This window comes from Meiothermus sp. Pnk-1 (genome assembly GCF_003226535.1).
In the GTDB taxonomy this organism is placed as follows: Bacteria; Deinococcota; Deinococci; order Deinococcales; family Thermaceae; genus Allomeiothermus.
Genome location: NZ_QKOB01000003.1, coordinates 108952 through 122288 on the forward strand (window position 1 = coordinate 108952; position 13337 = coordinate 122288).

10 protein-coding genes are annotated in these 13337 nt (G+C 67.5%); 2 read left to right on the forward strand and 8 right to left on the reverse strand.

The features are described from left to right. Positions 1-14: 14 nt before the first annotated feature. The 5 genes from DNA98_RS05295 to DNA98_RS05315 all read right to left on the reverse strand — a co-directional run bounded on the left by DNA98_RS05295 (position 15) and on the right by DNA98_RS05315 (position 7917). On the reverse strand, positions 15-407 hold the full coding sequence (locus DNA98_RS05295; RefSeq protein ID WP_110527268.1) for a single-stranded DNA-binding protein: 393 nt from the start codon (positions 405-407) through the stop codon (positions 15-17). Positions 408-442: 35 nt separating this feature from the next. Continuing rightward, on the reverse strand, positions 443-2206 hold the full coding sequence (locus DNA98_RS05300; protein ID WP_110527271.1) for a GMC family oxidoreductase: 1764 nt from the start codon (positions 2204-2206) through the stop codon (positions 443-445). A 22-nt stretch (positions 2207-2228) separates the two neighbouring features. Next, a complete protein-coding gene (locus DNA98_RS05305; RefSeq protein WP_110528274.1) occupies positions 2229-3011 on the reverse strand; it encodes a gluconate 2-dehydrogenase subunit 3 family protein in 783 nt (260 codons plus the stop codon). 107 nt (positions 3012-3118) lie between these two features. Then, the gene (locus DNA98_RS05310; protein ID WP_110527275.1) at positions 3119-6463 is read right to left on the reverse strand and encodes an efflux RND transporter permease subunit; all 3345 of its coding nucleotides are present in this window, start codon (positions 6461-6463) and stop codon (positions 3119-3121) included. After that, a complete protein-coding gene (locus DNA98_RS05315) occupies positions 6460-7917 on the reverse strand; it encodes an efflux RND transporter periplasmic adaptor subunit (RefSeq protein ID WP_110527278.1) in 1458 nt (485 codons plus the stop codon). The genes DNA98_RS05310 and DNA98_RS05315 overlap by 4 nt, the downstream gene beginning before the upstream one ends. 347 nt (positions 7918-8264) lie before the next feature. On the opposite strand from DNA98_RS05315, the gene DNA98_RS05320 reads away from it, so the two are divergent. Further along, positions 8265-9197, forward strand: coding sequence for a site-specific integrase (locus DNA98_RS05320; protein WP_110527281.1), 933 nt, complete (start codon positions 8265-8267; stop codon positions 9195-9197). An 8-nt stretch (positions 9198-9205) separates the two neighbouring features. Here DNA98_RS05320 and DNA98_RS05325 read toward each other — a convergent pair whose 3' ends face one another. Both DNA98_RS05325 and DNA98_RS05330 read right to left on the reverse strand, forming a co-directional pair. After that, positions 9206-9952: a GGDEF domain-containing protein gene (locus tag DNA98_RS05325; protein ID WP_165363953.1), complete on the reverse strand. Its 747-nt coding sequence runs from the start codon at positions 9950-9952 to the stop codon at positions 9206-9208. Beyond that, the gene (locus tag DNA98_RS05330) at positions 9949-10431 is read right to left on the reverse strand and encodes a carboxymuconolactone decarboxylase family protein (protein WP_110527284.1); all 483 of its coding nucleotides are present in this window, start codon (positions 10429-10431) and stop codon (positions 9949-9951) included. Before DNA98_RS05330 ends, DNA98_RS05325 begins: the two co-directional genes overlap by 4 nt. Positions 10432-10597: 166 nt before the next feature. Between DNA98_RS05330 and DNA98_RS05335 the strand changes: the two genes are divergently transcribed. Further along, on the forward strand, positions 10598-12424 hold the full coding sequence (locus DNA98_RS05335; RefSeq protein WP_110527287.1) for a PAS domain-containing protein: 1827 nt from the start codon (positions 10598-10600) through the stop codon (positions 12422-12424). On the opposite strand, the gene DNA98_RS05340 is transcribed toward DNA98_RS05335, so the two are convergent. Continuing rightward, complete coding sequence (locus DNA98_RS05340) at positions 12315-13298, reverse strand: DUF4388 domain-containing protein (RefSeq protein ID WP_110527289.1); 984 nt, start codon at positions 13296-13298, stop codon at positions 12315-12317. The genes DNA98_RS05335 and DNA98_RS05340 overlap by 110 nt on opposite strands. Positions 13299-13337: the final 39 nt, after the last annotated feature.

The following is a 13337-nucleotide window of genomic DNA, read 5'->3' on the forward strand; positions in this document are numbered from 1 at the left end:
CTCCCGGGGTGGAACTATTGTTCCCGACACCACCACCCGCATCTCCCAGGCCCCTCAAAGCGGATCAACGTCACATAGCCCTGCCGTTTTCCCTCCACCCCTTCCTCCTCGTATTGCCAGGCCCCTCGGCTGTACTTCACCTGCTCGGGAAGGCCCGCTCGAGCCTGAAGGTGGCGGCGCTTCCAGCGGTAGCCGAAGGCGTAGACGTACTCCCCCTCCAGGCTAGCCCCCAGGAAGGCCCAGTCAAAGCAGCGATGGCACTCCAGGGGCAGCACGAAGCCACCCGGAGGCGGGGGTGACGGGCGAAAACCCTTGGCCCCCCAAGCCCTGAGGTCTTCCCGCCAGGTCTCGGGGGTGGTTTCGATTTCGACGGTGTGGCCGAGGGGGGTTTGTAGGACTAGCCGCATGCTTCTACCCTAGCAGCCGCCCGCGGATTTTTCTTCTAGACCAGAGGCCCGGGCCGCTTGAGGTAGAGCTTCTTGATCGCGTCGGCGGTCCAGTAGGCCAGGGCCCCCACGGTACCGGTGGGGTTGTACCCGGCGTTTTGCGGGAAAGCGCTGGCCCCCACCACAAAAACGTTGGACACGTCCCAGCTCTGCAGGTATTTGTTCACCACGCTATTTTTGGGGTCGGTGCCCATGATGGCCCCGCCGCAGTTATGCGTGGACTGGTAGGGCACGATGCTGTAGTGCCCAGAAAGCCCCCGCGCCACGAGGGTTTTGGGGTTCATGGCCCTGCCGATCTTTTCGCACACCCCTGCCAGGTACTGGGAAGCCTTGATCTCGTTGGGGCCCCAGTCGTAGGTCATGCGCAATAACGGCAACCCGTAGGCATCGCGGTAGACCGGATCGAGGTCGAGGTAGTGTTCGCGGTAGGCCATATCGGCCCCCTGCGCCCCAATCCCGAAGGAGCGGTTATAGTACTGGGCTACGGCCTTTTTCCAGGCTGAACCCCAGCGGGGCGTTCCGGGAGGAACCGGCCGCGACTGGATGGGCCGAGCCCCGGTATTGCCCACGGTGATGCTGGCCCCGTGGATGAAACCCAACCCTGTGTGGTCGAAGTTGTCGCCGTTGAAGTCGTCGATGGCCACGCCCACCGAGCCCGTGCCCATGAAGGAGTTGAAGATCTTGTCGTCGAAAAACAGCGTCGCTCCGGCGCTGGCCTGGTAGGTGTAGTTGCGTCCCACCACCCCTTCCCCTTTGACCGGGTCGTAGGGTTGACCGATGCCGGAGAGCAGCAACAGGCGCACATTGCCCAGGGTGTAGGAGGTGAGGCAGATGATCTCGGCGGGTTGCTCGAACTCCTGCCCGCTCTTGAGGTCGAGGTAGGTCACGCTGAGGGCGCGCTTCCTGCTCGAGTCCAGGTTGATCCGGAGCACGTTGGCACGGGTTCTTAGCTCAAAGCGGCCCGACCTGAGGGCGACCGGGATCACGGTGATGTGGGGGCTGGCCTTGGCGTTGACCTCGCAGCCGAAGCGCTCGCAGAAGCCGCAGTAGATGCAAGCCCCCAACGTCTGGCCGTCGGGGTTGGTGTAGGACTGGCTGAGCGTGGCCGAGGGGCGAGGGAAAGGATGGTAGCCGAGTTCCTTGGCTGCCTGCTCGAACAGCCAAGCGGCGTAGGTGGGTTTCAGGGGAGGGGTGGGATACTCCCGGGCGCGAGCTCCCTCGAAGACGTTGCCGCCCGCGATCTTCTGACCCCCGAGGTTGCCGGCTTTGCCGGAGATGCCGCAGGTATACTCGAACTGGTCGTAGTAGGGCTCGAGCTCGTCGTAGGTGATGCCCCAGTCCTGGATGAGGCTGTTTGGCGGCAGCGCTTGCTGGCCGTAGCGGGCCAGGGTGCGGCTTTTGATTTCAAAGTCGTAGGGCAGAAAACGCCAGGTCTGGCCGTTCCAATGCACCCCTGCCCCGCCCAGCCCTTCGCCGGGCAAAAAAGAGCCGTACTGGCGCATGGGCCGGGCGGTCTGGTTGAGGTTGTTGCGAAAGGTGATGGTCTCGCGGGAGAGGTCTTGCATCAGCTCGTACCGCAGGGCGTAGCGCAGCTCGTCGTGAATGCTCGGCATGACGAAGCTGCCCTCGGTGCTGCGGGGTTCTCCCCGCTCGAGGCCCACCACGCTAAGCCCGGCGGCGGTGAGCTCTTTGGCCAGGATGCCCCCGGTCCAACCTACGCCGATCATGACCGCGTCTACCGGTTTGAGTCTGGTTGCCATGGTGCTTCCTCCGATTGGCCACTCAGGGTTGGTGTTTGGCCAGGGGTGTGTGGATGGGATGGCCGTGCTCGTCGAGCTGGGCCCTACCCTGCATCACGTCGGCGATGCCGACCGGTTCGACTTGATAGGGTTGGCCGTAGTTGCCCACCACCCCCACGTAGGCCGCGGCCACGCCAGGGAAGCCCACCAGCTTCCAGCCCACCTTGTCCCGGTTGCCCCCATAGATGGGATCGGCAAAGAACCCTTCGATGGCGTTGCCCAGCAGCAGGTTGAAGAACTCGCTGATGGGGGCGTCCGCGACCGGAAGCTTCCCCCCGTCCATCGCGGCGAGCACCTCGTCCTGTTGTTGGGTTGAAAGCTGGTCGAAGGGGTTGCCGTACTGGGCTTGGCAATAGGCATTGACCTTCTCGATCCCCAAACGGTATAGCTGGCGCGGGGTAAGGGGAAGTTGATAGCCCTGTTCAGGGGCGCTCTCGCCAAAGGGGCCTTGCATGTACCAGCGCCCCGCGTTGCCATAGCTGCCGCTGAGCTGCTGGTCGATGTAATAGGCGCAGCCCGCCTCGAGCCCTCCCGGCCCCAGCTCATCTGCGGGGATCAGCCGGGCCACCGCGGCCTCGACGAAAGCTGCCTCGGCGGGGGTGAAGTAGGTATAGGCCTGGGGGGTTTGGGCCAGGGCTTTGGCCGGAGCCTGGGCCAAAGGAGGTGGGGCGAACCCGCCTCTTCCGGCCTGGACTTGGGCTTTGCCCGGCAAGGCCCCCATGACCCCCACTAGGCCCGCGACCTTGAAGAAATCTCGCCGGTTCATCCCCATGCGCCACCTCCTTCTGAGCGGACAGCGCACGATGTAGTTGGGGTTGTTCGCTCGAAGCTCTATGAGCTTAAGCCTTTGGCCGAGCTTCGTCAAACGGTGCCCTAGTCGTCGGCCGCGGGGGCGGGGTGCAGCGGCACGGATGAGGGCTCGACGGGGGTGCGCTGGCGCTCGAAGAGGTAAAAGGCAGCAGGTACCACAAAGAAGGTCAGGATGGCGGAGAACAACACGCCGCCCAGGATCACCACCCCCAACCCCCGGGCATACTCGGAGCTTTCGCCCTGCCCCAAGATCAGCGGGAAGCTGATGACCAGGACGGTCGTGGTGGTCATGACGATGGGTCGAAAACGCAGCCTGGCCGCGTCTACCAGCGCCTCGCGAAACTCCATCTTACCCAGCCGCTCGACCACGAAGTCGAGGTAGAGGATGGCGTTTTTGGCCGAGAGCCCGATCAAGAGCAAAAAGCCCATCACGCTGAAGATGTCCAGGCTGCCGCCGGCGATGAAAATCGCCCACAGCGCCCCTGCCACGGCCAGCGGGACCGGGAGCAGCAAATACAGGGGGTAGCGGAAGCTGTTGAACTGGGCCCCCATCACCAGGTACACCAGGAACAGGGCCAGCGCGAAGACCTGCACCCCCAAGCTGCTCAGCTGGCTGGCCAGCGCCGCTTGGCTGAACTGGTCGGCGCTCCCTAGCGAAACTTGATTGTCGAGGATCCCCGCTTGGGTGAGCTTCTGGGTGAGCTGGCGCTGGAACTCGAGCTGGCTGGGCGCCCCCGGGGCCAGGCTGATGTTGAGGGTGCTGGTGTAGAGCCGGTTGGTGCGGCTGATGTTGGTGGGGGTCTGGGCCTGTACCAGGTGGCCGAGCTGGCCCACGGTAAGGTTGGTTTGGAGGGCGGGAGCGTAGATGGGCAGCGAGAGCAGGGACTGGGCGTCGCGGAGGTATAGGGGATCGAGCTGTACCTGAATGGGGTAGTTGATCCCGTTGACCTCGACGCTGCCGGCCTGGCTGCCGCTGGTGTAGGTTTGCAGGGCGGCGGCCACGCTGCTGGCGGTCAGGCCGGTGCCGCTCATGCGGCTTGGATCGGGGATGAAGCGGTTTTCCACCGTGGTCTGCGAGAGGCTGGTGGTGGCGGAGAGCACGTTGGGGTCAGCTTGCAGCAGCTCCAGGGCCTGATTGGTGCGGGCGTTGAGCAGCTCCAGGCTCGGGGAGGCCAGGTTGACCTGCAACGCCGAACCCTGCCCCCGGAAACCGCCCCCCGCGCTGATGAAGACCCGGGCCGAGGGCTGGTCTTGCAGCAGCCCGGAGAGGGCGCGCTGCCACTGGGGGATCAGGCTGAAGATGTTGGCCCGCTCCCCGCGCGGGGCGAGCTGTACGGTCAGGCTGGCCCGGTTGCCGCTCACCTGGGTCTGTACGCTGCGCACCTCGGGGCGGGAGAGCAGGTAGCCTTCCAGGCGGGCGGCGAGGGCGTTGGTGGTGTAGATCGAGGTGCTCGAGGGGAGGTTGAGGTTGACCTGGGCCCTGCCGCTGTCGTTCTGGGGAACGAAGTTAAAGGGAATCTTGGGCCCGATCCACACCACGGTGAGCACAAAGAACGCGGCGGCCGCGGCCAGTATCCAGCCGCTGTAGTCCAGCAGTCCCCGCAGCCGATGGGCGTAGCCCTCGCGCACGTAGGAAAGGGCGGCCTCGGTGAGGCGGTGCAGGCTGGTGGTGAGGGCCTCGAGCAGGGTGAGCACGAGGCTGATCAGGTAGTACGCCACCCCCAGCGCCAGCGGGTAAAGGAGGAGCCCCAGCAGCCCGGCCACCCCGAACCGGTGGACCAGCACGGCGGCGGCCACCACCGCCCCTAAAAGGCCCAGCCAATGCCGCCAGGCCCGCCACCCCCAGCCCAGAGCGCGCGGCCACTGGGTAAGGCTATGGCCCAGGTCGGCCCAGGTGCGCGGATGGCTATCGGGGGTGTAGGCCATGCGCACGGTGAGAAAGAGCAGCGCTTCAAACCAGGACAAAAACACCGCGGCGGCCAGGCCCAGCGAGAACTGCTGCAGGTAGAACCCGGCGAACCCTCCCAAAAAGCTCACCGGCACCACCACCGACAGCAGCGAAAGCGAGGCCGCGGCCACCGCGCTGAAGACCTCGCTGGCCCCCTTCAGCACGGACTCGGTGCGGCTAAAGCCCAGCTCGCGGTAGCGCTCGACATTCTCCGCCACCACGATAGAGTCATCCACCACGATGCCGATGGCCACGATCAGGGCCAGCAAGGAGACCAGGTTGAAGGTAAACCCCAGCAGGCTGTAGAGGGCCGGGGCCGCCGAAAGCGCGATGGGGATCGCCAGGATCACCGTAAATGCGGTGTTGAGCCGCCCCAGGAACAACAGCACCACGATCGCCACCACAAGGGCGGTGTTGAGCAGCTCGTGGTAGGTGGCGTTGATGCTGGCGGTGATGGGGACAGTGGTGTCGTTGGAGTAGGTGATCTGGTAGCCCTGCGGCAGCGGGGTGCGGGCCAGGGTCTGGCGCACCGCCTGGGCCACGGCTACGGCGTTGGAGCCCTGGGTTTGCTGGATGGAAAACAGCACCACCGGTTGCCCGTTGACCCGCACGTAATCGTTGCTGGCGCTGTTGTCCCGCACCGTGCCCAGATCGCTCACCCGGAGGCCGCGGCTCGAGTCCACCAGGATCTGCGCGAGCTGCTCGGCGTTGCTGGGGATGTTGCGGGTGGCGAAGGTGAGGGTGTTGCCTTGGCGGGTGATGTTGCCGATGGGCTGGTTGACCGCGCCGTTCAGAATGGCCTGGGTGACCTGCTGCGGGGTGATCTGATAGTAGGCGAGCCGGCTCGGGTCGAGCAGCACCTGAAACTGCCGGCTGAGCCCGCCGGTGAGGGTGACGTTGGCCACCCCGTCAATGCGCTGCAGGATGTTGATGAGGGTGTTCTGGGCGTAGTCGTAGACCTGTTCCAAGCTGTCCCCGCCCCCGGAGAGGCCGAACTCCAGGATGGGCAGCGCGGTGGGATCGAAGGTGCGCACGGAGGGCGCGCCCACCCCGGAGGGAAAGCTGCGCGCCAGCGCCGAGACCTGGGCGCCAACCTGGTTGGCCACGGCGTTTGGGTCCACGCCGGTGGTGAACTGCAGGATGACCCGGCTGAGGCCCTGGCTGCTGCTGGAGTTGAGGTTGGTGATGCCGGCCAGGTTAGAGACGCTGTTTTCGATCACCTGTGTGACCTGCTTGTCCACCACCTCCGGGCTGGCCCCCGGATAGCTGGTGAAGATTGCCACCACCGGGATGTTGGGGTTGGGCAGCAGATCGACTCCCAGGCGGCTGGCGGCGAGCAGGCCGAAGGCCACCACCGCGGCGAAGATCCCGACGCTGAAGACGTAGCGCGCCACCGAGAACCCCACCAGGGGGTTGACCCGGTTGAAGAGCTGGGTTTGGAATTCCTTGAGGGGCCTCATGGCTGGCTTCCTCCCGGGGAGCTCGAGGGTTGCCCTGGGTTTTCGACGTTGGGCCTGCGGGGTGGTTGCGAAGAGCCACTTTGGCGGAAGCTAGAACCTGAAGATCGGCCCTGGCTACCGCCGCTTTGCTCCTGTCCATAGCTAGGGCTGGGGGACTCTACCTTAGCTACGCTCACCCCGTCCAAAAGCCCCGGCGGCGGGTTGACGATGACCTCCAGGTTGGGGGCTAGCCCGCGTACCGCTGCCTGGCTGCCCGCTTGCGCCAGTACCGTAACCGTCTGCGCCCGCGCCTTGCCCCCTTCCACCACGAAGACAAAGCTGCGGGTACCGTCATTCTGCAGCGCGGTGATGGGAACCAGGGTCCCCTGAGCCAGCCGCACCGGGTAGGTGAGGGTGCCCACCGCGCCCGCCGGGGAAGGATCGTTGCCCAGGATGCGGGCGGTGAGGGAGACGTTGGCGTTGGCGCTCGCCGGAGGAGCGGGGTGTTGGTCTACTTTGACCTGGAAGCTCTGGGCATCGGTGCTGAAGCTCAGCGTCTGACCCGGGCTGAGCGAGGCGGCGTCGGCGGGCGGTACGCTGAAGCGCACCTGGCGCTCTGGGCTCACCAGGGTGAGGGGCTGGCTGCCGCTGTTGACCGTCTCCCCCACCGCCACGTTGATGGCCGCTACTTGTCCGCTAAACGGGGCCCGCAGGGTGGCGTTGGCCAGGTTGATCTGGGCTTGCTGGAGCTGGCTCTGCGCCTGGGCGACCGCCACCCGCAGCTGGGCCAGGGTTTCTTGCCCCGCCCGCCGATTGGCGGCCAGGGCGCTTTGGGCCGCTGATAGGTTGGCCTGGGCGGTGTCGAGGTTGGCCCTGGCGTTGTTGAGCTCGCTTTGCGAGATGCCCCCCAGCTGGTAGATCCGCTGCGCCGCCTGATAGGCCATCTGGGCGTTGTTGAGGGCGGTTTTGGCGGCCTGGAGTTGCTGCTCGAGCTTCAGCGTGGCGTCGCGGGTGGCGTTGGTCTGAGCGGTGAGGTTGATCTGGGCGTTTTGTACCGCGAGCTGCGCGTTCTGCACGGCTATGCGGAGCTGGGTGTCGTCGAGCTGGATCAACGGCTGCCCGGCCTTAACCACGTCCCCTACATTTACCAGGATCTGGCTGACCACGCCCGAAATCTGCGGCGAGACCCGGCTCTGGACCACGGGCTGCACGCTGGCCATGGCCTGACGCTGGGCTACGAGCGTGCCTGCTCGGCTGGTGTCGGTTTGTACCGGCACGGTAGCGCTTCGTACCATCCCCTGCCGCCCGGGGAATCCCCCCGTGACCCCCGGGCCGGCCGCTCCGCTGCGGGAGTTGCTGGGGCTGCTGCTGTTAGGGCTGCTGCCGCGCAGCATATAGCCCCCCACACCAGCGGCCAGCATCAGCAGGATCACCCCGATCCATCGGCCCACCTCTCTTCCTGCGTGTGCTTGCATAGTTCCTCCTATCCTATGCCGTTCCGCGCCCTCGCCCAAGCCCTGGCGGCAGGCCCGGCGAACCCGGGCCCAGTCTCGGGGCGGCCCGTGTAGGCCCGGGGAACGAAAGGTGAAGATCGTGTGTAGAAGAGGGGTGGCTCCCTGCTGGCGCAGCAGCTTACCAATTATCGTAGCAATAATATTTGTTTGGCCCCCACCCTCCTCCCCTCATCCCTCCCTTCCCAGCTTTTTGCCGCACTCGCGCGCGCTCATGCACAAGCCCGTGCGCTTACAAAGGGGAGACAGAGAGAAACGGGGGAGTAAGGGGTTGTGGTCGCAAACTAATATGTATGATATAATTGTTGGTAATGCTGCTCGAGGCCACCCCCTACGACGATCCAGCCCAGCGAAAGCTGCGGGTCGAGGAAGCCCTCTCGCGCTGGGACCGCACGGTTCTGGCCGAGGCTGCGGTCTATGCCCACCGGCTTTTCCGCTGGCACGAGTCCCAGACCCTCGCGGTGCTCACCAACCTCTTCTACTGGCTGGCCGAGCAAGGCTACGTCTGGCCCCGGCTGCCGCAAAACGCCCTGCTGCTGTTCTGGGAGGAGTGCACCACCCGCCATCCTCCCCTTTCCCAGCGCCCCTTGCGCAAAAACACCACCCTCTACGCCTGGTGGCGGGGTCTGAAGCGGACCCTGGAGGTCCTCCAATGGGCCGGGGTGGAAGTACCCCGGCTGGAGATGCCGCCCAAACCGCGCTATGCCCTGGTGCGCCCCTACCTTTCCGAAGAGGAGTTCGCGCGCTTGCTGGAAGCCGCCCGCCGCCACCCCGAGGGGCGCCTGCGGCGGCTGGGCGTGGCCCTGCTATACCTGCTGGGAGAGAGCGGGGCCTGGCCCAAAGAGGTCTTTGCCCTCCGGACGGAGGACTTCAACGGCCAGACCCTGCGCATACGCGGCCGACGGGCCAGGACGTTGCCCCTTTCCCGGGAGGCGGCCAGGGCCATCCGCGACTATCTGGAAGAGCGCGAATCGGTGGCTTCCCTGGCGCCCATCCCTCCCCCCTACCTGTTCCTGCGCATGACCAACAAAAGAGGGGGGCTGGGGCGGCCTTTGACCATGAACAGCCTCAACGCCCTCTTGCAGCGGGTGATGGAGCTGGCCCAGGTCTTCCCCGAGCAGATCGTCGGCTCGCTGCGCTGGCGAGCGGTGCGAAGGTACCTGCGCGCCGGATTATCCCCGGCCGAAGTGGCCGCCCGCACCGGGCTGGCCTCGGTGGCAGAGCTGGGAAGGCGGAAGGAGTAGCGCCCCGATCAGCCCCCGGCCTTCCGGCGGCGCTTGTGCTCGTACATGCGGGCGTCGGCCAGCGCCAGCAGGCTCTCCCCCTGGGCCTCCTCGGCCCAGGCCACCCCCAGGCTCGCGGGCAGGCCGGCCAGGGCGTGGTGAAGCCGCGGCGAATCCGCCCGGTTTAGGACCACGGCGAACTCGTCCCCGCCGATGCGGTAGGCCTCGAGGCCCTCCTCCTTGAGGGCGCGGGCCAACCCGACGAGCAGCCGGTCCCCCGCCGGGTGGCCCTGGGTGTCGTTGACCCGCTTGAGCCCGTCCAGGTCCAACAGGGCCAGCCCCCACCCCTCGGGGAGGCCCCCCTCCAACCGCCGCGCAAAGGCTCGGCGGTTGCCCAATCCGGTGAGCCAGTCGTAGCGGGCCTGGCGCTCCAGCTCCTCGCGGTAGCCCGCCCCCTTGAGGGCCGCGAGCAGGTAGTCGAGGTAGAGCGCCGCCAGCCGCAGCTCGGTGGGGTCGTCGATGCCGGGGTGCTCCAGCCGCAGGTAGAGGGGCTGGGGCGGCCCCGGGAAGTAGGCCCCATACCCCCCCGGCACCCGCCCGCGGCCCGCCAGGTGCACCCCCGACTCCGGCGCCAACACCATCAGCCGGGCCCCCTGGAAAACCCAGCCCACCCCCCGCTGGGCGTGCGCGAGCACCTCGGCGAAGGCCAGGCCCCCGTAGCCCACCACGGTCTCGTGGAGGAGTAGCAGGCGCAAGAGGAGGGGCTCGAGGCTCACAGCGGATCCACGGGGATCTCCAGGAGGTCGGTCCAGGTGTTGACCAGAGCAAACAGCCCCACCACCGCCACCGCCTCCTGCACCTCGGCCTCGCTCAGGCCGGCCTGGCGCAAGCCCTCCAGCAGCTTAGGGCTAGGGGAGGCGGCCGCGGCGTGGGCGAAGTGGAGCAGGGCCTGCACCTTCTCCGGCAGCCCCGGCGGCACCTCGCCCCGCCGCAGCGCCGCCAGGATCCCCTCCTCGGTCCCCTGCACCATCAGGGCGTGCAGGTGCACCTCGGCGGCGTAGCGCGAACCCCGGGCCCGCGAGGCGAGCACCCCCATCATCTCCTTGAGGGTGCGGGGCAAGGCCCCCCGCAGCACCACGTGGCGGAAGGCCTTCCACAAGGCGGTCTGTAGGTCCTCGCTCTGGGCCTGGGCAAAGAGGTTGGGCACCAGGCCGAAGCCCAGCTCCTCGGCGATCTCGCGGGTTACGTTCTGCATAGGGTTCACCCCCTGATCCCATGTTATCCCGCGGGTCCGGCCTTCCGGTTCTTCGATCACACGCCCGGCCGGAGGCCCTCCGGGCCGGCGCGTTCAGCCCGGAGGGTGGGGTCTGAACCAGGAGGCCGGGCGCACCCGGCTATGATCAGAGCGAGGGGGGAGCTCCGTGGAGGATAGGGTCTTGCTCAGCGCGGTGGAGTCCACGTTCACCGGGGTGGTCATCGCCGATGCCCGAGCGCCCGACTGCCCGGTGATCTACTGCAACCCGGCCTTTGTCGAGCTCACCGGCTACCCTCAGGAGGAGGTCCTGGGGCGCAACTGCCGCTTTCTCCAGGGACCCGCCACCGACCGGGAGGCGGTGGCACGGGTGCGGCAGGCCATCGCCGATGGGCGCAGCACCCGGGCGCTGCTGCTCAACTACCGCAAGGACGGTCGGCCCTTCTGGAACGAGCTGCACCTCTCTCCAGTGTGCGACGGCGACGGGAACCCCACCCACTTCGTGGGGATCCAGCTCGATGTGACCGAGCGGGTGGAGGGGTTCCGCCTGCTGGAGCGGGCCTTGCGGGAGTGGACGGCCACGCTGGACGCCCTGCCGGAGATGGTGTTCCTCACCGACGGGGCAGGGCGGCTGCGCCGGTGCAACCTGGCGGCCTCGGAGTTCTTTGGCCTGGGCTTCAGGGAGCTCATCGACCGCAGGCTGGCCGAGCTGTTCGGGCAGGAGGAGGGCCTCTTTCGCGGCGCGGGGGGAGAGTTCCGCCTGGGGCGCAGCTGCTACTCCGTGGCCAACCACCCGCTGCCCCGCGCTCAGGGGGGACAGGTGCACGTGGTGCGGGACATCACCGCCCAAAAGGCCCTCTCTTCCCAGCTGGAGTGGCTCCTGGCGGCGGTGGAGCAGGCCGCGGATGCGGTGGTGGTCACCGACCTGGAGGGGCGGATCGAAAGCCTCAACCGCTCATTTCGGGCCAAGACCGGCTGGTCCTCCGAGGAAGCGCTAGGCATGGAGCTGTTCGCCCTGCAGGGGGTCCCGCCAGAGGTCGCCGCCCAGGTGCGCCGGGAGGTGGAGGAGGGGCGGGTGTACAGCGGCCTCTACCAGGCCCGCCGGCGCGGCGGCGAGGTCTACTGGGAGGAGGCCACCGTCTCCCCGGTCAGGGAGGCGGGCGGACGGGTGGTCAAGCTGGTTCATATCCAGCGCGACGTGAGCGAGCGGCGGCGGCTCGAGGCCATCGCGGAGGCGGTGAACATGGCGGAGAACCTCGGCCAGGTCTTCTCCGGGCTGCGCCACGAGCTGGGCAATCCCATCAACTCGGCCATGACGGCCCTGAGCGTGCTGCGGGAGAACGCTGCCCGCTGGCCCACGGCGCAGGTGCTGAGCTTCGTGGAGCGGGCCCTGGTGGAGCTGGAGCGGGTAGCCTATCTCTTGCGTACCCTCAAGACGTTCAACCTGGAGGCGCTGGAGCTGGAGCGGCTCGAGCTGGGCAGATTTCTCCGGCGATTGTTGCTCCTGGTGCGGGAGGACCTCGAGCGCAAGGGCATCCAGCTCACCCTCCGCCCCCCTGAGGAGGAGGTGGTGGCCTGGGCCGACCCGCGTGCGCTGCACCAGGTGCTCCTCAACCTGCTCAGCAACGCCGCAGAGGCCCTGGAGGGGCACCCCCTGCCGGAGATCTCCCTGGAGTTCTGTCGGCGGGGGAGGAGGGTCGAGGTGACGGTGGGCGACAACGGCCGGGGGATGGGCCCGGAGGAGCTGGCCCGGCTGTTCAAACCCTTCTACACCACCAAGCGGCAGGGGAGCGGCCTGGGGCTGGTGATCTCCCAACGGCTCATGGCGGGGATGCGGGGGACCCTCTCGGTGCAAAGCGAGCGGGGGCGGGGCACCCGGGTGACCCTCACCCTCGAGGAGGCCAGCGGCGCAGCATCGCCTCCAGCTGGAGGCGAACCAGGGCCAGCGGTCCCGGCCCCTCCAGGAGAAGCCCCAGCAGGCCCGGAGGGGTTCTGAGGGGGCGAAAGAGCAGGGCGAGGCCCGGACCCCAGAGGGCGATCTCCTCCACCTCCTCCCCCGCCAACCCTGCGGCCATCTGCCAGGCCAGGGCCGCCACCGGGGCAAGGCCCGCCAAGGTCTGCGACGAGCTCCCCGTGGCGGCCAGCACCTGCCCTCCCGAAGGGTCCAGCAGCGCGGCCGAGCGCACCCCCTCGAGGCCGAGCAACCCTTCCAGAGGAAGGGCCGGGCCGCGTCGGCCCTCGTCCTTGCGCCGGGCGGCTTCCAGGAGGACCGCGGTGAGGGGGATGGGGGTCCCCTTCACCCCTTGCTGAAGCCGGCTCACCTCGATCTGAACGTCTTCCCAGGCCAGGACCTCCCAGGCCGCCTCCTCCCCCCGCAGCTCCCCCGCCTCCGCCCCCACCAGCTGACCGGCGGCGCAGTGCAGCACCCCCACCTTTCCCCGGGCCTCCACCCAAACGCTGCAGGTTTTGCGCTCCACCTCGATGAGCTGCAAAAACCCCGGCAGGGTGATGCCGCGAAAGCTCCCCGTGGTCGCTTCGGCCAGCACCCGGCGAATGGTCTGCACCAGGTGGGCAAACTCGATGGGCTTTTCGATGTAGCCGCAGGTCAACCCCGCAAGGCGGCGTTCGGTCTCGGCGCTGCCGAAGGCGGTGACCACCACGATGGGCAGGCCGGGGAAGACCCGGGCGGCGTGGGCGATGAGGGCGAAGCCGTCCATCCCCGGCATGCGCAGGTCGGTGACCAGCAGGTCGAAATCGACCTGCTCCAGGAGCTTTGCCGCCTCGCGGCCATCCGCCGCGTAGGGGCGCAGCCCCTCGGCCAGGCTGCTGAGGAATAGCAGCTCGTAATCGACGATGAGCACCCGCTTCACAGGTGTCCTCGGAGGTACCGTCGAGCTCGCTGAGGTGCG